The following is a 26,401-nucleotide window of genomic DNA, read 5'->3' as shown; positions in this document are numbered from 1 at the left end:
GCGGCATCCGCTCCGGTTGAACGATTCTGCGAACCTTTCAACAGGCCGCTCCCTTCAGAACTGCAGGGCGTAGCGGGTGCCCGCCCCGTCGAAGCACTCGCCGACGCCGCGTTCCTGCGCGTCCACCGTCAGGGTGCAGGTCAGGATGCCCGGCGTGTCACCCTCCGCGCGGGCGATCAGATTCCCGGTGTACGCGGGGACGGGGCGGCCTCCCTCCACGCGGGTGCCGCCGCCCGTGAAGGCGCTGCCGTCCGTGCTGCTGCTCGCGCCGAACGCCACGCTGAAGCCCAGCCCGCCGGGCAGCGCGCCGCCCCCGATCAGGTACGTGCGGCCGGTGAACGTGCGCCCGCCGATGCGGATGATGGCGTTGTCCGGCGCGAACGGGTCCCCCAGGCGCGGCGAGAGCGTCCCGCGCTTGAAGGTCACGGTGCCTTCCTCGCCCGTCACGGCGTTCACGATCCGCCCGGTCTGCGGGGCGGTCACGGCGGGCGCACACGCGCCGAGAGCAGAGGCGAGCAGGACCGCGCCGATCAGGGCAGGAGGCTTCATACGCCCAGTGTAGCCCTGACGGTTCCGCTCAGCGGGCGACGACCTCATGGATTTCCAGGACGTTCGGACCGCTGAAGGCGTCCTTCGGGAGGGTGCCACTGCGGGCGTGCCCCTGCCGGAACGCGTCACTGGTCGTCCAGGCCTCGAACGCCTCGCGGGACTCCCACAGCGGTTTCCAGTTCCATTGAAGGGCCAACACCACGCCCTTCAATTCCACTTCCAACCGCCGGTGTTGTCAGGTGCTCGCTCCGCTCGTTCAGGAGATTGAAGGTGCCCTTCAATACTCCTGAATTCTGCTGTCAGAAGGTCAGCACCACGAACGGGTCGCCGTCGCGGGTGGGGCGCAGGACGTGGTTGGCGATGAAGCCCGGCATGCCGTCCACCAGTCCGGCCCGGTCGCGGAAACGTGCCTCGAACGCGTCGTGGTACTCGGCCCTCACGTGGATGCGGTTGGCGACGCTGATCATGGGGGACCTCCATGCCCTCAGCGGGCGAAGTCGTGGATGAACTGTTCCTGCTTCGCCGTCTCGATGGCGTGTGGGCTGCGGGTGTCCCGCACCAGGGCAATGGCGTCTTCGGGGTTCAGGCCGCCCTGCACGAGCAGGCACGCGGCGGTCAGGCCCGCGCGGCCCAGTCCGCCCCGGCAGTGGACGACGACGCTGCGGCCGTCGAGCAGGTGGGTCATGAGTTCGTCCACGTACGCGGCGAAGTCGCGCGGGTCGTGCGGCACATGCTGGTCAGGGATGGGGTACGGGGCGACCTCGATGCTGTACTCGGAGGCGGTGTCGTGGTAGCCGTCCATGCCCAGGAGGTCGAACTCGAAGTCCTCGATGAGGGGCGCGATGACGTTCGTGCCCTGCTGCGCGAGGGTCTGCATGTCCCCGGTGACGCTGCGGTCATGTGTGACGCCCGGCTGGTACACGCTGCCGCCCTTCTTGCCGGGCGCGAAGGTCAGGCCCAGACGGCCGGGCCACAGGCCGGTGGGAATCCAGTCCACGCGGATGGGGTTGGCGGCGCTGGTCACGCGCGGGCGTCCTCGGCGATCCAGCGGGCCGCGTCCAGGGCGTGGTACGTGATGATGGCGTCCGCTCCGGCGCGGCGCATGCCGGTCAGGGTCTCCAGCACGGTGCGGCGTTCGTCCATGAATCCGGCGGCGGCGGCGGCCTTGATCAGCGAGTACTCGCCGCTGACGTTGTACGCCACGACGGGCAGGTCGAATTCGCGTTTCAGGAGGTTCAGGACGTCCAGGTACGCCAGGGCGGGTTTGACCATCAGGGTGTCGGCGCCCTGTTCGGCGTCCAGGCGGGCCTCGCGCAGCGCCTCGCGGTGGCCGCCGGCGGGGTCCATCTGGTACGTGGCGCGGTTCCCGACGCTGGGGGTGGACCCGGCGGCGTCGCGGAAGGGGCCGTAGTAGGCGCTGGCGTACTTCACGGCGTAACTCATGATCGGGGTGTGCGTGAAGCCCGAGTCGTCGAGCGCGGCGCGGATCGCGGCGACCTGTCCGTCCATCATGGCGCTGGGCGCGATGACGTCGGCGCCCGCGCGGGCCTGGGACACGGCGGTCTGCGCGAGCAGGGCGAGGCTGGCGTCGTTGTCGACCGTCCAGGCGTCCGCGCCGCTCAGGCCGGGCACCTCGCACAGCGGGCCGCAGTGGCCATGGTCGGTGTACTCGCACAGGCAGGTGTCCGCGATGACGGTCACCCCGGGCACGGCGTCCTTGATGGCGCGGGTGGCCCGCTGGATGATGCCTTCCTCGGCGTACGCCTGGGTCCCGGTGGCGTCCTTGTGGTCGGGAATCCCGAAGAGGATCACGCTGGGCACGCCCAGGGCCAGGGCCTCGCGGGCCTGCTGGACGGCACTCTCGATGCTGTGGCGCTGCACGCCGGGCATGGTGGCGATGTCGGTGACGGTGTCGCGTTCATGCACGAAGATCGGGTGGATGAACTGACCGGGGTGCAGGTGCACCTCGCGGGTCAGGGCGCGCAGGGCGGGCGTGCGGCGCAGGCGGCGGGGACGGTCCATGCGCCTACGCTACCGCGCGGGCGGCGGGACGAATGCAACGGACCTCCGGCCCACGAAAACAGCTCCCCGGGGTGGGGAGCTGTTCAGGGCCGGTGCGGGATCAGACGGTGCCGAGGAGGCGGCGCACGGCGAAGCGCACGCGGCCCAGGCTGGACACGTCGTCAAAGGCGGTCAGGAGCACCTGGTTGCCGTGCGGGGTGAGCAGCACGGGGCCGCCGTCCACGTCGAGCAGCAGTTCCTGCCAGTCGGGGGTGTTCAGGTTGCTCTGCAGGCTGCCGATCACGGCGCGTCCGGCGGCGACCAGGGTCAGTTCGGCGGGGACGTCCGCTTCCTTCAGTCCGGCCTTGGCGACGATCTTGCCGTCCAGGCCGACCAGGGCGCTGTGGCGCACGCCGCGCACCTCGAGAAGACTGTCGATCATGCCTGTTCCCGTGGGAGGCTCAGGTCCAGCGCGAGCCGGGCGAGGGTCTGCTGGGCGGTGCGGGTGTCGCTGCCGCGCGTCATGGCCGCGCCGACGGTGTAGGGGCCGGTGGTGACGGCGACGACTTCCACGCGTTCGCTGGTGAAGGCGATGCGGGTCACATCCCCGGTGCCGAGGCGGCGGCCGGTGCGGTCCATGCCCTGGCGGAGCGAGGCGAGTTCGGCGGCCAGGCCGTCGCCGCCGTCGCCGTGCGCCTCGACGGCCAGGCCGTCCGGGCCGACGAGGGCGGCGGCGATGACGCCGGGCAGGGTGCGCAGGGGGTCGAGTTTCACAGCGTGGCCTCCAGTTTGCGGGCGGCGTCGCGGCCGTACAGGCGGGCCTGCCCGAGGTTGCTGCGGCCGTCCACGGCGAGCAGCAGGAAGTACTCGGTCTTGATGGGGTGCAGGTACACGCTGAGGCGTTCGCCGCGCAGGTACAGTTCGCGCGGGGCGCCGCCCTGCAGGGTGTCGGTGTAGACGGTGTGCGCGGCGCGGTACAGTCCGGCGTGTTCGGCGACGAGCAGGCTCAGGTCGGCGTCGAGCGTGGCGTGCCCTTCGATCAGCAGGCCGTCGAGGCCCGCGATGGCGGCGGCCCAGGCGCCGTCCACGTCCCGTACGAGTTGTGTGAGTTGATCGAGCATCTGCCCCGCATCATATGCCGCTGACCCGGCGCGGTGTGCGGCGTGTCTGCCCGCGCGGTGGGGGCGCCTCCCCCCCGCGCCGTGCGTGGTTTTTCACGTCCGGTTCAGTCGGTCGCGCAGCGCGGTCAGGTCGGCGTTCGGCAGGCCGTGTGCGTTCAGGTACGCGTCCAGATGGCCCCAGTGCTGGTCGATGTGGGTCAGGGTGCGGCGGATGTCGTCGGCGCGGGTCGGGATGAACGGGGCGAGTTTCGCCCACTGCTCGGGCGTGCGGCGGGCCTGCATGTCCCAGTAGAAGTCGCGCAGGGCGGGGCCGCTGGCGGCGTAGTCGGCGGCGGTCTGGTCGCGGGTCTGTCCGGCGAGTTCGCTGCACAGGGCGGCGATCAGGCCGGTGCGGTCCTTGCCCGCGTGGCAGTGAATGAGGACCGGGCCGGGTGGAGCGTCGAGGATCGCGCCCAGGACGGTCACGATCTGGTTGGGCGCGTGGTCGAGCATGGCAGTCATGTGGTCGGCGTTGGTGCGGGCGGCGGCGCTGGCTTCGTTGAAGGCGCGGTGGCGCCACGGGAGCAGGGGCAGGTTCAGGTAGGCAGGGTGGCCCAGGAACGGGGGTGGATCGGCCGCGCGTTCGGTGCGGCTACGCAGGTCGATGATGCGGCTGAAGTTCAGGGCCTTCAGGTCGCGCCGACCGTCTGGCGTGAGGCGGCTGAGGGTGTCGCTGCGGGACAGGCCGGGGAGACTGCGGCGAAAATTGAGGAGGCCGCCGGGAGGCTGTTCGGATGGGGGCATGTGGGCGGCAGTCTGGCGGGTTGTCCGCCGGGTCCGGGGTGGCGGGAGTGACGGTGTGGTGCGGGATTTCTGGGGTACAATGGGGTCATTGAGGGAGCCGGTTCTATTACGCCAAGAGCAGAATGAGTGTGGTAGAATCAATCCATTCCCGGACTGGCCGGGCCTCGACATTTCAGGCTGACGCGGCGCCACTGCCGGGCCGCAGCAGCCTCACGACTGGAGCCACATGACTGGAATTCACCCCGTTGACATCACCAGTGAAGTCAAGACCAACTTCATCAACTACGCCATGAACGTGATCGTGGACCGCGCGCTGCCCGACGTGCGCGACGGCATGAAACCCGTGCAGCGCCGCATCATGTACGCGATGATGCTCGAGGGCCTGTACTCGAACGTCAAGCACGCCAAGTCCGCGTCCGTGGTGGGCGAGGTCATGAAGAAGTACCACCCGCACGGTGACAGCAGCATCTACGACGCGATGGTCCGCCTGGGCCAGTGGTGGAACATGCGGTACCCGATGGTGCATCCCCAGGGGAACTTCGGGTCCATCGACGGCGATCCGCCCGCCGCGATGCGCTACACCGAGGCGCGCATGACCAAGGTCGCCGAGGAAGTCCTGGCCGATCTGGAAAAGGAAACGGTCGACCTCAAGCCGAACTACGACGAGACGACCGTGGAGCCGTCGGTGCTGCCCTCGGCCGTGCCGAACCTGCTGATCAACGGCGCGTCGGGCATCGCGGTGGGCATGGCGACGAACATCCCGCCGCACAACCTCACCGAGATCTGCAACGGCCTGCTGGCGCTGATCGAGGATCCGGGCATCGGCCTGGACGACATGATGACGCATGTGCAGGGGCCGGACTTCCCCACGGGCGGGCGCATCAGCCGCGCGGGCATCCGTGAGGCGTACGCGACCGGGCACGGCGGCCTGAAGGTGCGCGGCAAGGCCCGCATCGACGAGAAGAACGGCCGCAACCAGATCATCATCAGCGAGATCCCGTATCAGGTGAACAAGACCAACCTGATCCAGACGATCAGCGCGATGTACAAGGCCGGGAAGATCCCGGACATCAGCGCGCTGCGTGACGAGTCCGACCGCAAGGACCCGGTGCGTATCGTGATCGACCTGAAGCGCGGCGCGATCCCGACGCTGGTGCTGAACCAGCTGTACAAGTACACGCAGCTGCAGAGCACGTTCACGATCATCAACCTGAGCATCGTGCACGGCGAGCCGCGCGTGCTGCCGCTGATCGACACCATGCGGTACTTCCTGGAGCACCGCCAGGACGTCGTGACCCGCCGCACGAAGTACGAGCTGAAGAAGGCGCAGGAACGCGCCCACATCCTCGAAGGTCTCCTGAAGGCGCTGGATCACATCGACGAGGTCATCACGCTGATCCGCGCCAGCAACACGGGTGCCGAGGCGCGCGACTCGCTGATGGCCCGCTTCGGCCTGACGGAAATCCAGGCGCAGGCGATCCTGGACATGCGCCTGCAGCGTCTGGTGGGCCTGGAACGCGAGAAACTGCAGGGCGAGTACGACGAACTGCAGAAGACCATCGCGTTCCTGGAGTCGATCCTGGGTGACGAGAAGCTCCTGTGGCGCGAGATCAAGAAGGAGATCCGCGCGGTGCGCGACAACTACGGTGACGAGCGCCGCAGCGCGATCACGCTGCTGGAGGAGGACATCACCAAGGAGGACCTGATCGCCGTGGAGGACATGGTCATCACCATGACCAAGGCCGGGTACCTCAAGCGCACGAAGCTGGACGCCTACCGCGCCCAGAGCCGTGGCGGGCGCGGCGCGAGCGGCGGGAAGCTGCGCGAGGAGGACGTGAACACCCGCGTGTTCGTCGGCTCCACGCACGATTACCTGCTGTTCTTCACCGATCAGGGCCGCGTGTTCCACGAGAAGATCTACGACCTGCCGGAGGCGGGCCGTGACGCGAAGGGCACGCACATCCGCAACCTGCTCCCCAGCCTGCGCGAGGAGGAGAACGTCGCCAGCGTGCTGAGCGTGAAGGGCTTCGAGGAGGCCGGGTGCTTCATCTTCGCCACGAAGAACGGCATCGTGAAGAAGACGCTGATCACCGAGTACGGCAACATCACGTCCGCCGGTCTGATCGCGATCAACCTGCAGCCCGGTGACGAGCTGATCGGCGTCGGGATCGTGCAGGACGGCGACCACGTGGTCCTGGCGACCCGCAACGGCAAGGCGATGCGCTTCGAGAGCGGCGAGGTCCGCGAGACGGGCCGCGCGACGCAGGGCGTGATCGGCATCCGCCTGCGTGACAGCGCCAGTACTGATCAGGATGGGGACGCGGTGGTCAGCATGGCGCTGGTCCCCGGCAGTGACGTGGACAGCGAACTGCTCGCGGTCAGTGAGTGCGGGCTGGGCAAGCGCACCCCGGTGGGCGACTACCCGGCCAAGGGGCGCGGCGGGATGGGCGTGATCACGCTGGACGTGACCGACAAGACCGGCAAGCTCGTGACGCTGGCCCGCGTGGGCGGGAACGAGGAACTGATGGTCCTGACCGAGAAGGGCACCGTGATCCGCACCCGCGTGGAGGAGGTCCGCGTGACGGGCCGCAACGCGCAGGGCGTGAAGGTGATCAACATCGGGGACAAGGACTGCGTGATCAGCGCCTTCCCGATCCGCCGCGAGGATGAACTGTAACCCCCTGAAACATCGCAACCGGGGTGGGCGGTGACGCCTCACCCCGGTTTCTTTCTTCCCGCTGTCTTTATCCGCCGTGCGGTGAGGGGCCGGTGAGGCGTGGCGGCGCACACTGCGGCGGTGGAGGCCGTGCTGGCGCGGGTTCAGCTGGTGGCTTCCAGAGGAGTGATCTGTAATCTAAAGCCAGATTAAAGAAACAAAACTGTTTACAAAAAAGTGAGACTGGGTTACACTGTGAGCACGTCGGGAAAGGGGCCTCACCCCGCCACCCGGCACCAGCGAACACACCTCACACCCGCCCAAGGAGGCGAAACGAATGATCACCAATACCCGCACTGCCCGGACCTTCGTGGACACCGTGACCTACCGCCCCGGCGCCGTCATCCTCTACCCCGGCAAGAGCGACATGCTCTACCGCGTCTCCACCGGCCTCGTGCGCGTGCACACCATGGACGACGACGGCAACGGCCTGACCCTGCGCTACGTCAAACCCGGTGAGTACTTCGGCGAGGAAGCCCTGGCCGGCGTGAACCGCGCCTACTTCGCCGAGGCCGTCACCGACTCCAGCATCGACGTGATCAACCCCGCCCTGATGAGCGCCGAGGACAACCTGCACGTCACCACCCACCTCGTGCGGACCCTGGAACGCGCCTACGAGAGCATCTACCGCCTCGTCGGCAAGCGCCTGCGCGCCCGCATCGCCGGGGAACTGCTGGAACTCAAGGACACCGCGCTGGCCACCCAGCTCGACAGCGGCGAGACCATGATCTACGCCACGCACGACGAACTGGCCGCCGCCGTCGGCTCGGTCCGCGAGACCGTCACCAAGGTCGTCGGGGAACTCTCCCGCGAGGGCGTGATCAGCGCCGGCTACGGCAAGATCACCCTGAAGAACGAATCGGCCCTGGCCGACATCGCCGCCGCGTAACCCCAAGCTTCGCCGCACCGCCGCCTCCAGACTGGGGGCGGCGGCTTTTATGCCCCCTCGCCTGTCCAGCCCTGTTTCTGTACATGTGACACGAATCCTGGACGGTTGGCATTCCCAGCGCGCCCCGCCTGTGCATAGACTCGGGCGATGACCCAGACCTACACCCCCGACCGTCCCCTGCGCGTCGCCGTGATCGGCAGCGGCCCCAGCGGCATCTTCGCCACCGAAGCCCTCCTCAAGCAGGGCGACCTGCCCGCCCAGGTGGACGTCTACGACCGCCTCCCCACCCCCTACGGCCTGGTGCGTTACGGCGTCGCGCCCGACCACCTGACCATCAAGAGCGTCACGCGCGGCTTCGAGAAGACCCTCGCGGACCCGCGCGTGCGCTTCATGGGGAACGTGGAATTCGGCACGGACCTCACCCACGAGGATGCCCTGGCCCACTACGACGCCGTGCTGTACACCGTCGGGGCCAGCAGCGACCGCCGCCTGGGCATTCCCGGCGAGGACCTGACGGGCAGCATGAGCGCCACGGAGTTCGTCGCGTGGTACAACGGCCACCCGGACGCCGCCGCGCGCGAGATGGTCCTGAATGCCAGCGGGGTCGCCGTGGTCGGCGTGGGCAACGTCGCGCTGGACGTGAGCCGCATCCTCGTGAAGACCGCGCAGGAACTCCACGAGAGCGACATCGCCGCGCACGCCCTGACCGCCCTGGACGCCAGCCACGTGCAGGACGTGTGGGTGCTGGGCCGCCGCGGCCCCGCACAGGCTGCCTTCACCACCAAGGAACTGCGCGAGTTCGGGGAACTGCACGCCGCCGAACCCGTCGTGAAACCGCAGGAGATCGCGCTGACCGAATCCGAGAAGGCCGCGATCACCGACAACACCAAGAAGAAGAACGTGGAGGTCCTGCGGGACTTCGCCGCCCGCGAACCCGAGGGCAAGGCGCGGCGCGTGCACCTGCGCTTCCTGGTGTCCCCCGTCGAGATCCTCGACGACGGCCAGGGGCGCGTGGGCGGCCTGAAGGTCGAGCGCAACCGCCTGGACGAGAACGGCAACGCCGTCGGCACCGGCGAGTTCGAGGTGCTGCCCGTGCAGATGGTGCTGCGCTCGGTCGGGTACCGCGGCGTGGCGCTGCCCGGCGTGCCCTTCGACGAGAAACGCGGCGTGATCGCCAACGACGAGGGCCGCGTGACGGGCCGCGTGGGCGAGTACACCGCCGGGTGGATCAAGCGCGGCCCCAGCGGCGTCGTCGGCACCAACCGCAAGGACGCCACCGACACCGTCGCGCACCTCCTGGCCGACGCGAAGGAAGGCAGGCTGCCCGGCGCCGCCCACCCCACGCGCGAGGCCGTGGACGCCCTGCTGGCCGGGAAGGGCGTGCAGGTGTACTCCTTCGGCGACTGGCAGGTGCTCGACGCGCACGAACTCGCCGAGGGACAGGCGCAGGGCCGCCCCCGCGCGAAGGTCGTGCACCGCGACCTGATGCTCGGCCACCGCAAGGGCTGATACCGACTCCGGTTGAAAGGTTTGCAAAATCTTTCAACCCGAGCGGATGCGAGAAGGAGCAAAGCGGGTTCCGGACGTGGAGCTGGCAATCCGGTGAAGTGCCGGATTATCAGCGAAACAAACGGAATCCGTATGACCCGCCTACCCCCGACGTGCCGTCCTGGCGGGTGCCGGGGCGGCACGCCTCATCCCGGCTGGCCAGCCGCTCTGGAATGTGATTTAGATGGAGGTCGATGAGACTTCTGACCTCCCTGACCGCCGCGGCCAGCCTCACCCTGGGGGCCGCGCACGCCCAGACCCTCAGCCTGCCGCTCACCTTCGACGGCCCGCAGACCTGGCAGGTACGGTTCGACGAGGGCATCGGCAACTGGACGTTCGGGCTGACCACGCCCGGCGCCGTGAAGGGCCGCCAGCTGACCGGCACGGCCACCAGCCGCACCGCCGGGAACCGCGCCGCGGCCTTCATGTTCACCCCGGACGACCTGAAGGCCGGACGGGACCGCGCCACCGGAATCGTGGACGGCCTGCCGAAACTGAACCAGTACGCGCTGTTCGCCGTGGAACCCGAGAACGGCCAGATCATCGGCAGCGGCGCCTACACCCGCCTGCTGTGCGTCGTGTCCGGGCCGCCCGCCCCCGGCAGCGCGCCGAACACCCTGACGGGCCGCGCGTACGCCGCCAGCCTGAACCGCCCCGCGCAGGACACCGGCGTCGGCTGCACCGCCACCCGGGAGACCGGCACGCCCACCAGCTTCACGCGGCCCGCCACGCCCCAGGCGCTGGGGTGGCCGGTGCTGCCGCAGGCGGGGCAGAACTGGACGCTCCAGACCCGCCCGGCCTTCTCGGCGCCCACCGCGAAATGGAACGTCCGGGTGGACACGGCCAGCGGCGGCGCCGGGCAGGGGCAGGCGACCGGGCTGAGCAGCGCGCCCGCCGAGTTCAAGTACTTCGACCGCAGCGACCGGCAGTACCCGGACACGCTGGCCGTGCAGATCGGCGAGGACCGCGACCCGCGCGCGTTCGTGTGCCTGTTCAGCTTCGCCAGCAACGGGTACACGCCGGGCCGCACCGTGCTGGGCCGCGCCCTGCTGACCGACACGCTGTGCGAACTCACGCTGGGCGCCCTGGCACCCGGCAGCAGCGTCGGCGCGGCGCAACCGCCCCGCTGGCTGGACGGCGTGAACCGCGTCCCGAAGGCCGGGCAGACCTGGACGTTCAGCACCTTCCAGCTCACGTACCGCCTGAGCTTCGACCGGGCCGAACCCGACGGCTGGAGTGGCCGCGCCACCCTGACCGGGAACGGCACCGCCGAGAAACTCCCGGCCGACTGGACGTACCGCCTGACGTGGCTCGCGACCGGCCTGAAACTGGACGTGACGCTGGGCGGCGCGACCTTCAGCTGTGTCCTGCCCGAACAGGCCCAGGGGGCCCTGGGCGGCAGCCTCAGCGGTGACGCGGTGCTCCTCGCGGGCGGCAAACGGCAGCAGGAGAACAACTGCCGCGTCGAATTCTGACCGGATCCACACGGGCCGGACGCCGGGTCACCCCCAGGCGTCCGGCCTGTAGTGACGGGCGGCCTCAGCTGATCAGGCCGGTATGCACGCGCGGCCGGAGGCCCTGCTGCCGCACGAGTGCCCGGACCTCCTGGCAGCGGCACCCCCGGTAGGTGCACAGCAGTCCCTCCGGGTCGCGGTTCAGGAGGCGCACCGTGCTGTCCACGAGGTCCCGCACGAGGTACAGCCGCAGGGTGCTCTGACCGACCTGCACGCTGCGGGCGCGGGCGTGCACATCCGGCGCGAGATTATCGAAATCCGCCGAGCAGTTCGGGAACGCGGTGGGCAGCACCTGCCCGTCCAGCGGCACGTACCGCGTCAGCAGCGGCACGCCCGCGAGGTGCTCGCCGTAGTGGACGCTGGTGTTACTGCCGAAATCCACGCCCATCAGCAGCGCGAAGCCGTCCAGGTCGTACAGCGCCCCGATGGGCTGGTACGGGCTGCTCAGGGACTGCGCCTCGGTGATGCGGCGCGCCTCCTGGCCCAGCGCGATGAAACTCAGGGTGGGGTGAAAGGACCGCAGCGCGTCGGCACGTTCCACCATCTCCTGCGGTACCCGCCCGATGTCCCGGCTGACCCGCGAGTCCCGGTGGAAGCGCGCGTGCGTGGTCGAGGTGGGCCGCGAGAGCAGCGTGGAGTACGTGAAGGCCGGGGCGACCACCGTCGCGCTCGCGCGTTCCAGGGCGTCCACGACCGTCCGCGCGCCGCCGTCCAGCTGCCCGAAGGCCTTCAGGCTGGCGTGCACGATCAGGTGCTGCGAGCCGTCCAGTCCCAGTGCGCGCAGGCCCTCGTCCAGTTCGGCGGGGGTCACGGCGGGTCGGCGCAGCAGGTTCAGCACGCCCCCAGTCTACTCCGGCGTGCCTCCGGGGCGGGAGGAAAGGCGCACAGTCCCTACCCGCCCGCCGGGCCACCCACAGGGGGCGGCGCGCAGGTCCCCCCACGCGCCGCCCCCTTCAGGACTGGGTTTACTTGACGAACAGCATCTGGCGGTAGGTGGGCAGCGGCCAGTGCTGCTCGGCGACGACCTTCTCCAGCTTGTCGGCGGCCTTGCGCACGGCGCTCATGGCGGGCAGCACCTGGTCGCGCATGTGGTGGGCCTTCTCGTGCACCTCGTCCCCGCCGGTGGCGGCGTTCTGGGCGCTGAGAGCCTGCACGGCGTCGAACAGTTCGTCCGCGGCGGCCTCGACCTCGGCAGCGACGCCCTTGACGGCCTTGCTGGTCCCGGCGGAGTGCAGTTCGGACAGGTACTTCACGGCGGCGGGGAGGATCATGGTGCGGGCCATGTACTCGGTGGTCTCGCCCTCGATGTTCACCGTCTTGAAGTAGATGTCGTACATGATTTCCTGACGGGCGGCCAGTTCGCGTTCAGACAGGACCTTGAACTTCTCGAACAGCGCGCCGTTCTTCGCGTCGGTCAGGTGGTGAACGGCGTCCAGGGTGGTGCGCAGGTTCAGGAGCTTCCGGCCGTGCTCGGCTTCCTGGTGCCACTCGTCGCTGTAACCGTCGCCGTTGAACACGATGCGCTTGTGGGCGCTGTAGGTGGCCTTGACGATCTCGGCGACGGCCGCGTCCAGATCGGTTCCGGCGTCCAGCTTGGCCTTCAGATCTTCGGCCAGGGCGCTCACGGCGTCCGCGACGATGGTGTTCAGGACCGTGATCGGGAAGGAGATGCTCTGGCTGCTGCCCGCCGCGCGGAACTCGAACTTGTTCCCGGTGAACGCGAAGGGGCTGGTGCGGTTGCGGTCCCCGGCGTGACGGGGCAGGGGGGGCAGGACGCTGGTGCCCAGGCCCAGCAGGCCAGCCTCGGCGCCGCGGCCACCCTGGCCGCTTTCCAGGCGGTCGAAGATGTCGCTCAGTTCGCTGCCCAGGAAGATGCTGATGATCGCGGGCGGGGCCTCGTTGGCCCCCAGGCGGTGGTCGTTGCTGGCGCTGGCGACGCTGATGCGCAGCAGGTCCTGGTGCTCGTCCACGGCCTTGATGACGGCCGACGTGAAGAACAGGAACTGCAGGTTCTCGTGCGGGGTGTCACCGGGCTCCAGCAGGTTCTCACCGGCGTTGGTGCTCATGCTCCAGTTGCAGTGCTTGCCCGACCCGTTCACGCCCGCGAAGGGCTTCTCGTGCAGCAGGGCGACGAGGCCGTACTTGCGGGCGGTGTTGCGCAGCACCTGCATGGTGAGCTGCTGGTGGTCGGCGGCGATGTTGCTGTCCTCGAAGATCGGGGCGATCTCGAACTGGCCGGGCGCGACCTCGTTGTGGCGGGTCTTGACCGGGATGCCCAGCGCGTACAGCTGCTGCTCGGCGTCGGTCATGAAGCTCAGGACGCGGTCGGGAATCGCACCGAAGTAGTGGTCTTCGAGTTCCTGGCCGCGGGGGGGCTGCGCGCCGAACAGGGTGCGGCCGGTCATGACGAGGTCAGGGCGGCGGTAGTAGTACTCCTCGGCGATCAGGAAGTACTCCTGCTCGGCGCCCAGGGTGCTGCTCACGCGGGTGCCCTCGCTGGCCCCGAAGAGTTTCAGGGCGGGCGTGACGGCCTTGTTCAGCGCCTCGACGCTGCGCAGCAGGGGCGTCTTGGTGTCCAGCGCCTCGCCGGTCCAGCTGGCGAACGCGGTGGGGATGCACAGGGTCGCGCCGTTGGCGTGCCGCATGATGAAAGCGGGGCTGCTGGCGTCCCAGGCGGTGTAGCCGCGCGCCTCGAAGGTCGCGCGCAGGCCGCCGGACGGGAAGGAGCTGGCGTCGGGTTCGGCCTGGATGAGTTCCTTGCCGCTGAACGCCGCGATAGCGCTGCCGTCGCCGTTGGGGGACACGAACGAGTCGTGCTTCTCGGCGGTCGCGCCGGTCAGGGGGTGGAACCAGTGGGTGTAGTGCGTGGCGCCCTTCTCCATGGCCCAGGTCTTCATGGCCAGAGCCACGGTGTCGGCGATGGTCGGGTCGAGGGTCGCGCCGCGTTCCAGGGTCGCCTGGAGGCTCTTGAAGGTGGGTTTGCTCAGGCGGGCCTTGAGCTGTTCCAGGGTCAGGACGTCGCTGGAGTACACGCTGCTGATGATCTGATCGGGCGTGGCGGTGTCCACGGCGTCCGTACGCCAGTTGCGGGCGGCGGAGATCACGTCGAAGTCATGGTTCATGTCGCTCCCTGTGCGCGGTGGGGTGGGGTCTGTGCGGCGCGCTTGGCATCCCTGATTTCACGCCGCTCCCGTGATGGCACCCACCGGGCATCCTACAGGGGGAGTATATGAGCGGCGCATCAAGACGGTCAACGAATACTTCTGCACAACATGCCGGAATAACGGGACACTCCGGGACTTGACACCAAGAGTCGTGCAGTTTGTACAGTCACGATCTGCCACACTGAAGCCCGACGCGCAACACTCTGCACCGCCCCCCCGGCACGGGCCGGAGGTCGTAGCATTTCTGGACGCGCCGCCCAGCGCCCGGAGGTTCCCCAGTTATGTCCCCCCAGTCCACCACGCCCCCCACCCGCGACCAGATCCTGCAGCAGCTGCAGGAAGCGGAAGTCAAGTTCCTGCGCCTCCAGTTCACCGACATCCTCGGCACCACCAAGAACGTCGAGGTGCCCAAAAGTCAGTTCGGCAAGGCCCTGAACGGCGACGTCACCTTCGACGGCAGCGCCGTGGAAGGCTTCACCCGCGTCGAGGAGAGCGACATGCTCCTGCGCCCCGACCTGGGCACCTTCCTGATCTACCCGCAGTTCTCCCGCGAGGAAGGCGAACGCGGCAAGGTCGCCCGCCTCATCTGCGACGTGGCCCTGCCCGACGGCACCCCCTTCGACGGCGACCCCCGGCAGGTCCTCAAACGGCAGATCGCACGCGCGCAGGCCATGGGCTTCGAGATGTTCGTCGGCACCGAACCCGAATTCTTCCTGTTCGAACGCTCCCCCAGCGGCGTCGGCACCACGGTCACGCACGACAAGGCCGGGTACTTCGACCTCGCCCCGATCGACAAGGGCGAACGCATCCGCCGCGAGATCACCAACAAACTCGTCGAGATGGGCTTCGAGATCGAAGCCGCGCACCACGAGGTCTCCCCCGGCCAGCACGAGATCGACTTCCGCTACGCCCCCGCGCTGGAAACCGCCGACCGCATCGCCACCTTCAAGTTCGTCGTCAAACGCGTCGCGCTGGAATACGGCCTGCTCGCCAGCTTCCTGCCCAAACCGCTGCCCGGCGTGAACGGCAGCGGCATGCACTGCCACCTCAGCCTGTTCAAGGGCGGCGCGAACGCCTTCGCGGACCCCGGCGGCGAACACGGCCTGTCGCGCACCGCGCAGCAGTTCATCGCGGGCCTCCTCGACCACGCGGGCGCGATGGTCGCCATCACGAACCCCCTCGTGAACAGCTACAAGCGCCTCGTGCCGGGCTTCGAAGCCCCCGTGAACGTCGCCTGGAGCACCAGCAACCGCAGCGCGCTGATCCGCATTCCCGCCAAGCGCGGCAACTCCACCCGCGCCGAAGTGCGCATGCCCGACCCGAGCTGCAACCCGTACCTCGCGCTGGCCGTCATGCTCGCCGCCGGACTGGACGGCATCGAACAGGACATGGAACCCGCCCCCGCCATCCAGCGCAACATCTTCAAGATGACCGTCCGCGAAAAACGCCACCACCGCGTCAAGGAACTCCCCAGCGACCTGCGCGAGGCCGTGGACGAACTGGAAAAAGACGACGTGCTGCGCCGCGCCCTGGGCGAACACGTCCTCGACCACTTCGTGGAAGCCAAACGCGCCGAATGGCGCGAGTACAACGCCACCGTCCACGCCTGGGAACTGGAACGGTACCTCGACCTGATCTGAGAGACCACCCCCTCCCAGCCTCCCCCCTCAAGGGGGAGGGGCAGAGCGGACATCAGGCGACGTCCTTCGTCGTGGTCACTGGAAAGCGCAACAGAGAGACAGGGGCAGCCGGTGTCCCATGTTTGTCTTTTACTGGCGGTTGTCGTCGTTGCCGGTCGTGCCGAAGCTGGTGCCGGTCGCGGGCGTGGTCGCGTCCGCCTGATCCTGCCCGTCGGTGACGTGCGCCGTGCCGACGCCCGTGTCGGTCATGCCGCTCTCGGAGTTATCCATGTAGCCGCTGCGGTCGCTCATGCCGTTCCCGGCGTCGGCAGGAAGCCCACCCTGTTTCGTGTCGTCGCTCATGCCCCACTCTCCCCCACCACGGGCCGGACGGGGATGAGCGGGGCGTGCGGGAACCTTGATGCGCAAACGCAGCTCAGGCGATCAGCGGGTGCAGGTCGCCCGTGCTGACGAGGGCCAGCCAGTGCAGCGCGCGGCTGGCGGACACGTACAGCAGGCGGCGTTCGTACTCGGTGCTCTCGTCGTACGTGTCGGCGTTCGCGCTGGCGACAATGGCGGCGCTGAACTCCAGGCCCTTGGCAAGGTTCACCGGCAGGATCACCAGGCCGCCCCGGAAGCGGTGCTCCTGCGTGGTGATGGGCTGCGCGTCCGTGTCGAACTCGCGCAGGGCTTCGGCCATGCGGTCGGCGTCCACGCCGCGCCGGGTGACGATGGCGATGTTGGTGTGTCCGGCGGCCTGCGCGTCTTTGACGGCCCGCGCGATCAGCGGGAGTTCCCCGTCCGGCCCGGCGGGCGCGGTGTAGCGCTGCACCTCCGCGCCGTCGCGGTCGACGCCCTGCACGGCGGCGGCGCGGTTGTACGTCGCGGCGATCCGCGCGCCCAGTTCCGTGATCTGCCGCGTGGAACGGTACGTGCGGCCCAGCGTCAGCACCTGCGCGCCCGGCAGCTGCGCCTGCACCGCCTCCCAGGAACTGGGGCCCTTGTAACCGTGCATGCCCTGGTTCATGTCGCCCAGCGCCGTGATGTGCCCGGAGCGGGTGGCGCGGCCCAGCAGCGCGTACAGCAGCGGCGAGTAGTCCTGCGCCTCGTCCAGCACGACGTGATCGAAGGGTTCCAGCGTGCGCCCGTCCAGCCGCCCGATGCCGCCCGTGAACGCCTGCACGGCCAGCATCAGAGGCAGTTCGGTGACGTCCGCGTGCGCGCGGCGGGGCGTGGGAATCCCGCTGAGGGGATCGGTGCCCAGCAGCGCGATCTCCCGCTCGGTCAGCAGGCCGCTCGCGGCGAGTTCCGCCGGGCTGCCCAGCAGGCGGCGCGCCTCGGTGATGGGCGTGGTCGTGGCGAAGATGCGGCCCAGCAGGTTCGTCAGCGGGGACGACAGCTGGCGGCGCACGCTGGCCTCCTCGTCCTCCGGGACGCGCAGCGTGGACAGCGCCAGGGCCTCGATGGCGCGGCGCATCCCGGCCCGGTAGCCGTCCAGGGGATCGGCGGCGAACACGTCGCGCAGCAGCCCCGCCAGGGCCGCCTCGTCCAGCGTGAACACCTGATCCTCCCGCCCGCGCAGCGCCACCGACTCACGCAGGCCCTGCCCGGCCAGCGCCGCGTTAAAGCGGTTCCAGAGGTGAGTGCGGACCACGTCCAGCATCCGCGCGTCGCCCAGCAGCTTCGCCTTGCGCCACGCCAGCGCCCGGCGGGTGTTGTCCCGGTCGGTCAGCAGCAGGCTGAGGGTGCGGTCCGTGACCTCCAGCTTCTCCAGGCCCAGCAGTCCCGTCGCCCAGGTTTCCGGCGTCGTGACGACCACCCGCTCGATCCCGAGTTCCGGCAGGATGCGCGCCGCGTACGTCGCCAGCACCCGGTTCGGCATGAGGACCATGCACGCCTCGGGCCGCGCCCGGTGCGCCCCCCGGTCCGCGTTCGTCATCCACGCCAGCCGGTGGAAGCCGATGGTCGTCTTCCCGGAGCCCGCCGCACCCTGAATGATCACCGGGACGCCCGCCGGGTGCCGCATCGCGTCGTTCTGCTCCGGCTGGAGCGTCTCGACCACGTCCCGCATCCCGGCGGTGCTGCCCTCCTGCAGGCGGCGCAGCAGCACCTCCTCGCGCCCACCCGTGTCGCCGCCCTGCTCGTCGTCGTACAGGTCCGTCACGCGCAGCAGCGTCTTCTGACTCACGTCCAGCTGCCGCCGACGCCGGATCACGCCCGCACTGCCCCGCCGGGGCGTCCAGCCGAGCGCCTGCGAATAGAACAGACTGCCGACCTCGCTGTCCCAGCTGACCACCGTGTGCGGCCCCTTCACGTCCCGGAAACCGTGCTTCCCGACGTAGAGCGTCTGCTCACGCCCGGCCACGCGCACCTTCAGGCTCCCGAAGTACGGCTGATGCACGTGCGGGGACAGCATCGCCGCGAACTCCTCGGCCTGATCCCCCAGGATGATGCTCGTCTCCAGGTCCGCGCCCATCTGCCGGTCGCGGTCCTCCCAGAACTCGATCTGACGGATCATGGCCGCCACCGTCCCCGACAGGTGTTCCTTCTCCAGTTCAAAATCCGGGTGGGTTTCCGGACGCAATTCCGCAACAGGCATAACGTACAGGATACGGGAAAACGAGAAAGAGGGCACCCGCAACAGGTGCCCCCTACCCCATCCGAATTTACTTGCTGCTCTTCTCAGGCGTGGTCCGGATCGAAAGCAAGGTGTCCTGCTCCTTCCCATTGAATGAGAAGTTCAGCCTGGCGAACTCGATTTCTGGTGACAGGGCGTCTGTGAGACTCGGCAGATACTGCCTCAGCAGAGACATACTATTCGAGCTCGCCTCCGCCGAACTGCCCGTCGCTTCCTTGGTCGGCGTGAAATCAGCCGCGACACTCACCTTGTACGTCAGGCGCACTTTGTCGAGCTGCTGCCACTGCACTCGACTGCCCGTCAGACGGCTGTTCGAGATGACTGCACCGATCTCGGACTTGACGAGTACCACGCTGATGCCCTTCGGAGCGTTCACCGACGTCAGCTTGATCCAGGAAGCGTCCATGTAGGGATCGGGGATCTTGTCACCGCTGGCGCGAACAGAGCTGACATCGACACTCAGCTGATCGAAGTAACGATCGAGTTCGTTGTCGTCCTCGAAGATGGACCTGGGGTACGTCACCTGTACGAACTGAGTCTTGCCCGGCAGCACGGGGGCCGCCGCGTACGGCGCCGCAAGTTCGACGGGGTAGTTTTCCTGCTCGCCGCGCTGCATGGCGGTGCAGGCGGTCAGGGTGGTCAGAAGTGCGGCGGTCAGGGCAATCTTACGCATACCGGCGGAGGCTAGCAGGCTTCATGATTCTCGCCTGCCTCACATGAAGCACACCCCCAGTTTATGAAGTCTTAACCTGGGTGGATGAGCCGACGTTTCCTGGCCGCCGCGCTTCTCCTCTGCTCGACCGCTTCCGCCGAGGTCACCCTGGGCCTGAGTGCGGGCGCCGGACCGGGCGTCGTGCAGGTCGGCGCGCACGCCTCCATCCGGTCCGACTGGCGGGGCGGCGGGGCGTGGCGCGGCACCCTGGTCCTGGAGGCGTGGGCGCCCACCACCCTCACCCCGTAGGTGCGTGCGGACGTGACGTACCTGCGTGCCCTCCCGAGCAACCAGTACGCGGGCATCGGCGTGGGCAGCGGCGTCCTGCTGTCGAATGAGGGCACAGCCGGTGGCGTCCCGCTGTTCGTGTACAGCCCACTGCTCAGCGCGAACGTGCATGGCGTGTATGGCGTCCGCATGAACGGCGTGAACGTCGAGGGTCTCCTGCGGCTCGGTGGGCTGTCCAGCGTCGGCGTGCGCGTGGACGCGCCACTGCGCTGATGCACCGAACGTCTGCGGCGCCCTTGACCCTCTCCCCTGCCGTGTTTCACACTGTGGGTCAGGTGTCGATCCGCAGGAGTACCGCGCGCAGCCACCAGTGAGCGAGCCCGTGACGGTGAGAGTCGGGCGGTGAGGCGGCGCGGGAAGGGCAGCGGGGAGCTGATCACAGACAAAAGTGCCAGTCGGCCGGGGATTCCGGGACTGGAACTGGGGTGGAACCGCGCGTGTCCTCATGCGTCCCCAGACGAGCGAGTGCCGGGAACTGGCCGCCGTCTGGGGCTTTTTTCCGTCGCCTGCCCGAAAGGAGCACGTGATGCCTGCAACGTCGATGGAAGAACTCGTCAGCCTGTGTAAACGCCGGGGCTTCATTTTCCAGGGCTCGGAGATCTACGGGGGCCTTCAGGGCTTCTACGATTACGGCCCGCTGGGTGTGGAACTGAAGAACAACATCAAGGCCGCGTGGTGGCGCACGAACGTGTACGAGCGTGACGACATGGAGGGCCTTGACGCGTCGATCATCATGCACCGGCAGGTGCTGCGCCACAGCGGGCACGAGGCGACGTTCAGCGACCCGATGGTGGACAACAAGAAGAACAACAAGCGCTACCGCCTGGACCACCTCGTGAAGGACCAGAAGGCGGACGTGATCGCCAAGGTGGCCGAGGCGATGGGGCAGAGTGCCGAGAACTTCCCGGCGGTCGTGGCGGCGCTGAACGCGAACCCCGCGCAGGCGTCGCAGGCGCTGAGGGACGCGGGCGTGCGTGACCCGTTCAGCGGCGAGGTCGGCGAGTGGACCGAGCCCAAGCCGTTCAACATGATGTTCAAGACGACCATCGGCCCGGTCGCGGACGACGAGAGTTACGGCTACCTGCGTCCCGAGACCGCGCAGGGGATCTTCACGAACTTCAAGAACGTCGTGGACAGCACCAGCCGCCGCCTGCCGTTCGGCATCGCGCAGATCGGGAAGGCGTTCCGCAACGAGATCACGCCCCGCAACTTCATCTTCCGCGTGCGTGAACTCGAGCAGATGGAGATCGAGTTCTTCTGCACGCCCGGCACGGACGAGGAGTGGCACGAGAAGTGGCTCGAAGCCCGCCTGAGCTGGTGGGAGGCGCAGGGCGTGCCCCGCAGCAAGATCGAGATCCTGGACGTGCCGAAGGAGGACCTGGCGCACTACTCGAAGCGCACGTACGACCTGATGTACGACTACCCCACCCTCGGGCACGAGGAGATCGAGGGCATCGCCAACCGCAGCGACTACGACCTCGGCAGCCACACGAAGAACCAGAGCGAACTGGGTCTCGTGGCGCGCGTGGAGGAGAACCTCGACAGTGTCGCCAAGCTGACCATCCCGCACCCGGAGACGAACAAGCCGGTCGTGCCGTTCGTGATCGAACCGTCCGCCGGGGTGGACCGCGCCATGCTGGCCGTCCTGAGCGAGGCGTTCACGAAGGAGACGCTGGAGAACGGCAACGAGCGCATCGTCCTGAAGCTGAAGCCGCACCTCGCGCCCATCAAGGTGGCCGTGATTCCGCTGGCGCGCAACAAGGCCGAACTGGTCGACCTGGCCCGCAGCATCAAGAACGACCTGCAGAAGCTCGGCCTGGGCCGCATCCTGCTCGAGGACAGCGGGAACATCGGCAAGGCGTACCGCCGCCACGACGAGGTCGGCACGCCCTACTGCGTCACCGTGGACTTCGACACCGTCGGCAAGGGCGAGGACGCCAGCCTGACCGACACCGTGACCGTCCGTGACCGTGACACGCTGGCGCAGGAACGCGTGAAGATCAGCGACCTCAGCGCGTACCTGCAGGCGAAACTGCGGTGAGCGTCCCCGCCGATCACCTCCTGCCGTACCTGAGTGCCGTGGAGCTCGCGGTGCTGGGTGTGTACGCCGTCCACCCGGACCTGACGGACGCGATGGTGGACAGCGCCTACGAGGAACTGATGCGCCGCTACCGCGCCGAGGCCACGAACCACCCCTTCACAGAGGGGAAGCTGGACGGTCTGCGCGCCGAGGTGCACGACGCGGCGCTGCGCGGCCTGACGCTGCGCCTGTCGCAGCCCGGCGGACACCCGGGCGCCGAGGACCTGCGGCTCGCGATTGGTCGCCTTCGCAGCAGCATCAAGACCTGGACGCGCGCCGGTGGGCGGCAGGGGTACCTGCACTTTCTGGAGCGGGAGATCGGCGACCTGAGCGTCGACGCCGAGGAGTAACGGCAGCGTGGGAGAGGGGGACGGCCAGTCGCGCGTCCCCCTCTCCTGTTTCGGTTCAGTGCTGGTGGTCGCCCATGTCCATGCCGTCCATCCCGCCGGGCGCGGGCAGCGGCTGCGCCCCCCGGTCCTTCAGCAGGCGGGTCATCAGGGTGATCTCGGCACTCTGCGCCGCCCCGATCTGCCGAGCGAGGGCCTGCACCTCGGGCCGCACGCCGCGTCCCAGCGCGGGGGGAACCATCGCCAGCGCGCCCTGGTGGTGGCGGGTCATGAGTTGCAGGAAGGTCACCTCGGCCTGCTTCTCGGGCTGGGTGCTGATCGTCGCCACCTCGGCCTGGGTGGCCATGCCCATCATGCGGGCGTGCCCGGCGGTCATGCCGTCCCCGGCCCACGGGCGGCCCCAGAGGGTCAGCCAGCCGCGCATCTGCCCGATCTGCTCCTGCTGGCCCAGCATGATGTCCAGCGCCAGGGTCCGCAGTTCCGGGTCTGTGGTGGTGTCGCGGATGCGGGTCGCCATGTCGATGGCCTGGGTGTGGTGCTGGATCATCTCGCGCACGAAGCGCACCTCGCGGCTGTCCTCGGCGGGCATGATCAGGCGCGGGGCAAGCAGGAACGCGGCGGCCAGGGCGGCGAGCAGGACGGCAATGAACGGAAGGGCGCGGCGCAGGTTCACGCCCGCGAGTATAGGGGCGCGTTCATGAGGCCCGGTGCTCTCCATGCGGCCCGCTACACTGCCCCGGATGACTGGGGAGCGGTGGCGGAACGTGGCGGGCGGCGTGGCGGTGGGTGCGGGGCTGGCCGTGCTGGCCGCGTTCCTGGGCGAGGTGCGCGCCCCGGCAGGCCTGCTGCTGGGCCTCATCGTGGCGGGCGGGGTGGCAGGGGCGTTCCGGCCCAGCTGGGCGGCCCTGCGGGTTGCGGCGGGCGCGCTGGCGGTGCTGATCGCCGCCTGCCTCTTGACGCCCGTGCTGCGCGGGCCGCTGGCGTCCCTGACCCTGAGCGAACCCCCCGTCCGGGCGGACGCCATCGTGGTGCTGGGCGGCGGCGTGCAGTGCGGTACGCGCACGCTGGACGTCAGCAGTCAGGCGCGCCTGCTCCGAGGCCTCGAACTGTGGCGGGCGGGCTACGCGCCTGCCCTGACCCTCTCGGAACAGTCGGGCCTGATCGGGCCGCGCGACTGCCCGAAAATCGACGTCCTGGAACGCGAGATGATCCGCGCGCTGTACCCCTCGGGCGGCCCCACCCTGGTCACGCTGCGCAGCGTCACCACCACCCGTGACGAGGCGGCCCGGGTGCGCGATCTGGCACGGGCGCGCGGCTGGACAAGGGTGCTGCTCGTGACCTCTCCCAGTCACTCGCGTCGCGCCGCCGCCCTGTTCCGCGCGCAGGGCGTACCCGTCGTCAGTGTCCCCGCGCCGGAACCCCTGCTGGACGGCACCCTCCCCTCTCCGCACGACCGCCTGCGCGCCCTGCGCATCCTCACGTACGAGGGTTTGTCGCGCGTGAAGGCCGCGCTGGGCGGCACGCCGGAACGCTGAGGCCTCAGCGCACACTTGCCTGCGCCTGCTTCCCGTACACTGCGCGGTTGTGAGTGAGCGTGTGACGGTGATCGGTGGGGGACTGGCGGGGTCGGAGGCGGCGCTGGCGGCGGCGCGGCTGGGCGTGCGGGTGCGCCTGCACGAGATGCGGCCGGTGAAGATGACCCCGGCGCACCGCAGTGGGAATTTCGCGGAGCTGGTGTGCAGCAACTCGCTGGGGGGCGAGGGCGAGCTGCAGAGCAAGGGTCTGCTGCAGGCCGAGCTGCGCAGTGTGGGCGGCGCGATCGTGGGTGCGGCGGACGCCTCCAAACTGCCGGCCGGGAATGCGCTGGCGGTGGAGCGGGACGAGTTCAGCGCTCGGGTGACGGCGGCGGTGCGGGAGCATCCGCTGATCGAGGTCGTGGACGGTGAGGTGGAGGCCGTGCCGGATGGGATCGTGGTGATCGCGTCGGGGCCGCTCACGTCGGACGCGCTGGCGGCGGACGTGGCGCGCCTGACGGGCAGTGAGCGCCTGAGTTTCTACGACGCGGCAGCGCCCGTGATCGCGTTCGATAGCATCGACATGGACGTCGCGTGGCGCGCGGGGCGGTACGAGCAGAGCGCGGACTACATCAACTGCCCGTTCACGAAGGACGAGTACCTCGCGTTCTTCGGGGCGCTGGAGCAGGCGCGCAGTCACACACCGCACGACTGGGAGAAGCTGGAGTTCTTCGAGGGCTGCATGCCCATCGAGGAGATCGCCCGCCGCGGGATCGACACGCCCCGCTTCGGGCCGATGTCCCCCAAGGGCCTGGACAATCCGAAGACGGGGCGCTGGCCGTACGCGGTGGCGCAGCTGCGTCAGGAGGACCGCGAGGGCCGCATGTGGTCCCTGGTGGGCTTCCAGACGGGCCTGAAGTGGGGCGATCAGAAGGCGGTCGTGAACCTGATTCCGGGCCTGGAAGGGGCGGAGATCGTCCGGTACGGCGTGATGCACCGCAACACCTACCTGAACGCCCCGCTGGTGCTGGAGTCCACGCTGCAACTCAAGGCCGACCCGACCAAGCTGGTCGCGGGTGTCCTGGCGGGCACCGAGGGGTACCTTGAATCGGCGGCGACCGGCTGGCTGGCCGGGACGAACGCGGCGCGCCTCGCGCTGGGCCTCCCGCCCCTCACGCCGCCTGCCGAGAGCATGCTGGGCGGCCTGACCCGCTACCTCGCCAGTGCGAACCCGAAGGGCTTCCAGCCCATGAACGTGAACTGGGCGCTCGTGCCGGAACTGCCCGCCGAGATCAACGAGAAGACCGGCAAGCCCCGCAAGCTCGGCAAGCGCGAGAAACGCCCGGTGATGTTCCGCCGCGGCCTGAACGCCTTCATGACCTGGGCGCAGGCGGAGGCGGGCCTGACCGTCACGCCGCCCCCGGTGCGGGAACCGGAAGCAGTGGGCGCAGAGGGCTGATCACCAGACCGTCAGGGAGGCTGGGGCGACTGCTCCGGCTTCCGCGTCTTATAGCCCCGGGTACTGCCGCAGTTCAATCCGGTACGTGCCCGCCGCGTCCTCCCGCCACGCGAGCGTGAGGGTCCCGTCGGGCGCGGTGGTCAGGCTGGGGCTGCGGGCGTCGCGGCGCGGGTCGCGGTTCTGGACGCCCTGGTCGGTCCATGCCTGGCCGGTCCAGCGGGCGAGGTGCACCTGCCCGGTGCCGTTCACTTCCTCCACCCAGGCGAGGGCGGCGTGTCCGGCGGGGTCGGTGCTGAGGCTGGGGGCGGTAGCGAAGCCCTGGCTGACCTGCGAGCCCATGGGTTGCCAGTTCTGCCCGTTCCAGCGGGCGGCGTAGAGGGTGTCCTGTCCGGCGTGGTCCTCGATCCACGCGGCGATGGGGCGGTCCTGCCCGTCCAGCACGAGGCGCGTGGCCGCCACGTACCCGGGCGCGTGGCGGTTCAGCGGTCCGCCGAGCGGCTGCCACGTCTGCCCATCCCAGCGGGCGGCGAGGACGCGGCTGGCGGTGACCTCGCCCTGAAGCCACGCGACGATGGGCTGCCCGGCGCGGGTGACGGTCAGGGCGGGCGTGCGGGAGAACTGCGTGCGGTCGTTGAAGCGCGGGCCGCGCACCCAGCTCTCCTGAGTGTCGTTCCAGGTGCGGACGGTCAGCTGGCTCCCGTCGGGGCTGCGCAGCCACTCGCCCCACGCGAGGAACGGTTGCCCCTTCCACAGGGCGATCGAGCGGGTGCGGGCGGCGTAGGGCAGGTCGTCGCCCAGGTAACGGTCCCCCCAGTCGGTCCAGGTGTCGCCGGTCATACGGATTCCGTTGGTTTCGTTGACAACCCGGGACAGCGCCGGGTTGCCAACTCCACGCCCGGAACCCGTTTCGCTCCCACTCGCTCTGCTGCGCAGCTCTCCGAGACTGCTCGGATTGAACGGCTTTGCAAGCCATTCAATCGGAGTCCGTATCAGGGCGCGGAATTCGACGACGTCGTTGTCGCCGTAGTTCTCGTTCCAGGCGAGCAGCGCGCCGCCCTGCGCGTCGGTGGCGAGGTTCAGGCTGGCGATGGGGCGCGGCTGCCGGTAGTTGAGGATGTCCCCGACGGGCGCCCAGCCGCCGGGGCCGCCCACCCAGGTGCGCAGCACACGGGCGGTGGAGGTCCCTCGCCCGCTGTTGAAACGGCCGTTGTCGCTGATGGCGGCCAGCAGCACGGTGCCGTCGGGCCGCGCGGCGACCGCGAGTTCCCGGACCGGTGCGCGGATCTCCGGTGGCGCGAGGGACTGGCTCGGGCGTCCGCCCCCCCGGCCAGGGCGGAGGCGAGGAGCAGGGCGGCAGGCAGGAAACGCGCGGGGCGGGCCATGGGAAACCTCCGGGTCAGGTGGGACGGCGAGCGGGACTGACCGCATTGTTCTCCACCGGACGGCCCGTGGGCCAGGG

At 69.2% G+C, this 26,401-nt stretch carries 25 protein-coding genes and 2 pseudogenes; 11 read left to right on the top strand and 16 right to left on the bottom strand.

All coding sequences use genetic code 11. From position 1 onward, the window contains the following. Positions 1 to 54: 54 nt before the first annotated feature. The 9 genes and pseudogenes from EXW95_RS16265 to EXW95_RS16225 all read right to left on the bottom strand — a co-directional run bounded on the left by EXW95_RS16265 (position 55) and on the right by EXW95_RS16225 (position 4,454). Positions 55 to 549 carry a hypothetical protein gene (locus EXW95_RS16265; RefSeq protein ID WP_174368327.1) on the bottom strand — a complete coding sequence of 165 codons (495 nt, stop codon included), beginning with the start codon at positions 547 to 549 and terminating at the stop codon, positions 55 to 57. Between the two features lie 28 nt (positions 550 to 577). Further along, positions 578 to 715: pseudogene (locus EXW95_RS16260) on the bottom strand (antibiotic biosynthesis monooxygenase); the annotation flags it as partial. Positions 716 to 851: 136 nt separating this feature from the next. Beyond that, positions 852 to 1,016: pseudogene (locus tag EXW95_RS16255) on the bottom strand (antibiotic biosynthesis monooxygenase); the annotation flags it as partial. 17 nt (positions 1,017 to 1,033) lie between these two features. Next, entirely contained in the window at positions 1,034 to 1,573 is a 540-nt protein-coding gene (locus tag EXW95_RS16250; RefSeq protein WP_174368325.1) for a cyclin-dependent kinase inhibitor 3 family protein, read from the bottom strand. Next, complete coding sequence (hemB, locus tag EXW95_RS16245; protein WP_174368324.1) at positions 1,570 to 2,571, bottom strand: porphobilinogen synthase; 1,002 nt, start codon at positions 2,569 to 2,571, stop codon at positions 1,570 to 1,572. Before hemB ends, EXW95_RS16250 begins: the two co-directional genes overlap by 4 nt. Before the next feature lie 100 nt (positions 2,572 to 2,671). Further along, complete coding sequence (locus EXW95_RS16240; protein ID WP_174368323.1) at positions 2,672 to 2,992, bottom strand: roadblock/LC7 domain-containing protein; 321 nt, start codon at positions 2,990 to 2,992, stop codon at positions 2,672 to 2,674. Beyond that, the gene (locus EXW95_RS16235; RefSeq protein WP_174368322.1) at positions 2,989 to 3,324 is read right to left on the bottom strand and encodes a roadblock/LC7 domain-containing protein; all 336 of its coding nucleotides are present in this window, start codon (positions 3,322 to 3,324) and stop codon (positions 2,989 to 2,991) included. The genes EXW95_RS16240 and EXW95_RS16235 overlap by 4 nt, the downstream gene beginning before the upstream one ends. Beyond that, positions 3,321 to 3,671 (bottom strand): roadblock/LC7 domain-containing protein, encoded by a 351-nt coding sequence (locus tag EXW95_RS16230; RefSeq protein WP_046844572.1) that lies wholly within the window; start codon positions 3,669 to 3,671, stop codon positions 3,321 to 3,323. Before EXW95_RS16230 ends, EXW95_RS16235 begins: the two co-directional genes overlap by 4 nt. Positions 3,672 to 3,764: 93 nt before the next feature. Then, entirely contained in the window at positions 3,765 to 4,454 is a 690-nt protein-coding gene (locus EXW95_RS16225; RefSeq protein ID WP_174368321.1) for a tyrosine-protein phosphatase, read from the bottom strand. Positions 4,455 to 4,680: 226 nt separating this feature from the next. Here EXW95_RS16225 and gyrA point away from each other — a divergent pair, with 226 nt between their 5' ends. From gyrA to EXW95_RS16205, 4 genes are all read left to right on the top strand, one after another. Then, entirely contained in the window at positions 4,681 to 7,131 is a 2,451-nt protein-coding gene (gene gyrA / locus EXW95_RS16220) for a DNA gyrase subunit A (protein ID WP_174368320.1), read from the top strand. Positions 7,132 to 7,447: 316 nt separating this feature from the next. After that, the gene (locus EXW95_RS16215) at positions 7,448 to 8,059 is read left to right on the top strand and encodes a helix-turn-helix domain-containing protein (RefSeq protein ID WP_174368319.1); all 612 of its coding nucleotides are present in this window, start codon (positions 7,448 to 7,450) and stop codon (positions 8,057 to 8,059) included. Positions 8,060 to 8,206: 147 nt separating this feature from the next. After that, positions 8,207 to 9,568: an FAD-dependent oxidoreductase gene (locus tag EXW95_RS16210; protein WP_174368318.1), complete on the top strand. Its 1,362-nt coding sequence runs from the start codon at positions 8,207 to 8,209 to the stop codon at positions 9,566 to 9,568. Between the two features lie 233 nt (positions 9,569 to 9,801). After that, the gene (locus tag EXW95_RS16205) at positions 9,802 to 11,082 is read left to right on the top strand and encodes a hypothetical protein (protein ID WP_174368317.1); all 1,281 of its coding nucleotides are present in this window, start codon (positions 9,802 to 9,804) and stop codon (positions 11,080 to 11,082) included. Positions 11,083 to 11,146: 64 nt separating this feature from the next. Here the strand turns inward: EXW95_RS16205 and EXW95_RS16200 are convergent, their stop codons facing one another. Continuing rightward, positions 11,147 to 11,959, bottom strand: coding sequence for an AAC(3) family N-acetyltransferase (locus EXW95_RS16200; protein WP_174368316.1), 813 nt, complete (start codon positions 11,957 to 11,959; stop codon positions 11,147 to 11,149). Positions 11,960 to 12,086: 127 nt separating this feature from the next. After that, entirely contained in the window at positions 12,087 to 14,243 is a 2,157-nt protein-coding gene (locus tag EXW95_RS16195) for a glutamine synthetase III (RefSeq protein WP_174368315.1), read from the bottom strand. Positions 14,244 to 14,566: 323 nt separating this feature from the next. Between EXW95_RS16195 and glnA the strand changes: the two genes are divergently transcribed. Further along, positions 14,567 to 15,925 carry a type I glutamate--ammonia ligase gene (gene glnA / locus EXW95_RS16190; protein WP_174368314.1) on the top strand — a complete coding sequence of 453 codons (1,359 nt, stop codon included), beginning with the start codon at positions 14,567 to 14,569 and terminating at the stop codon, positions 15,923 to 15,925. A gap of 129 nt (positions 15,926 to 16,054) precedes the next feature. On the opposite strand, the gene EXW95_RS16185 is transcribed toward glnA, so the two are convergent. The 3 genes from EXW95_RS16185 to EXW95_RS16175 form a co-directional block, all read right to left on the bottom strand. Further along, positions 16,055 to 16,267 carry a hypothetical protein gene (locus EXW95_RS16185; RefSeq protein ID WP_174368313.1) on the bottom strand — a complete coding sequence of 71 codons (213 nt, stop codon included), beginning with the start codon at positions 16,265 to 16,267 and terminating at the stop codon, positions 16,055 to 16,057. Positions 16,268 to 16,340: 73 nt separating this feature from the next. Further along, positions 16,341 to 18,503, bottom strand: coding sequence for an ATP-binding domain-containing protein (locus EXW95_RS16180; protein WP_371810122.1), 2,163 nt, complete (start codon positions 18,501 to 18,503; stop codon positions 16,341 to 16,343). A gap of 67 nt (positions 18,504 to 18,570) precedes the next feature. Next, positions 18,571 to 19,215 (bottom strand): hypothetical protein, encoded by a 645-nt coding sequence (locus tag EXW95_RS16175; protein WP_174368312.1) that lies wholly within the window; start codon positions 19,213 to 19,215, stop codon positions 18,571 to 18,573. Positions 19,216 to 19,299: 84 nt separating this feature from the next. Between EXW95_RS16175 and EXW95_RS16170 the strand changes: the two genes are divergently transcribed. From EXW95_RS16170 to EXW95_RS16155, 4 genes are all read left to right on the top strand, one after another. Beyond that, entirely contained in the window at positions 19,300 to 19,503 is a 204-nt protein-coding gene (locus EXW95_RS16170) for a hypothetical protein (protein WP_174368311.1), read from the top strand. 12 nt (positions 19,504 to 19,515) lie between these two features. Continuing rightward, the gene (locus EXW95_RS16165; protein ID WP_174368310.1) at positions 19,516 to 19,755 is read left to right on the top strand and encodes a hypothetical protein; all 240 of its coding nucleotides are present in this window, start codon (positions 19,516 to 19,518) and stop codon (positions 19,753 to 19,755) included. 313 nt (positions 19,756 to 20,068) lie between these two features. Beyond that, complete coding sequence (locus EXW95_RS16160; protein ID WP_174368309.1) at positions 20,069 to 21,583, top strand: glycine--tRNA ligase; 1,515 nt, start codon at positions 20,069 to 20,071, stop codon at positions 21,581 to 21,583. Next, complete coding sequence (locus EXW95_RS16155) at positions 21,580 to 21,972, top strand: hypothetical protein (RefSeq protein WP_174368308.1); 393 nt, start codon at positions 21,580 to 21,582, stop codon at positions 21,970 to 21,972. The genes EXW95_RS16160 and EXW95_RS16155 overlap by 4 nt, the downstream gene beginning before the upstream one ends. A 55-nt stretch (positions 21,973 to 22,027) precedes the next feature. On the opposite strand, the gene EXW95_RS16150 is transcribed toward EXW95_RS16155, so the two are convergent. Next, a complete protein-coding gene (locus EXW95_RS16150; protein ID WP_371810121.1) occupies positions 22,028 to 22,642 on the bottom strand; it encodes a DUF305 domain-containing protein in 615 nt (204 codons plus the stop codon). A gap of 67 nt (positions 22,643 to 22,709) precedes the next feature. Between EXW95_RS16150 and EXW95_RS16145 the strand changes: the two genes are divergently transcribed. Beyond that, entirely contained in the window at positions 22,710 to 23,504 is a 795-nt protein-coding gene (locus EXW95_RS16145) for a YdcF family protein (protein WP_174368306.1), read from the top strand. Positions 23,505 to 23,553: 49 nt separating this feature from the next. Further along, positions 23,554 to 24,942, top strand: a complete 1,389-nt coding sequence (gene trmFO / locus EXW95_RS16140; RefSeq protein ID WP_174368305.1) for a methylenetetrahydrofolate--tRNA-(uracil(54)-C(5))-methyltransferase (FADH(2)-oxidizing) TrmFO — start codon at positions 23,554 to 23,556, stop codon at positions 24,940 to 24,942. A 48-nt stretch (positions 24,943 to 24,990) separates the two neighbouring features. Here the strand turns inward: trmFO and EXW95_RS16135 are convergent, their stop codons facing one another. After that, entirely contained in the window at positions 24,991 to 26,175 is a 1,185-nt protein-coding gene (locus EXW95_RS16135) for a hypothetical protein (RefSeq protein ID WP_174368304.1), read from the bottom strand. Positions 26,176 to 26,401 lie beyond the last annotated feature (226 nt).

Source organism: Deinococcus sp. JMULE3, from assembly GCF_013337115.1.
Classification (GTDB): domain Bacteria; phylum Deinococcota; class Deinococci; order Deinococcales; family Deinococcaceae; genus Deinococcus.
This window is presented reverse-complemented; position numbering and strand designations above follow the sequence as displayed.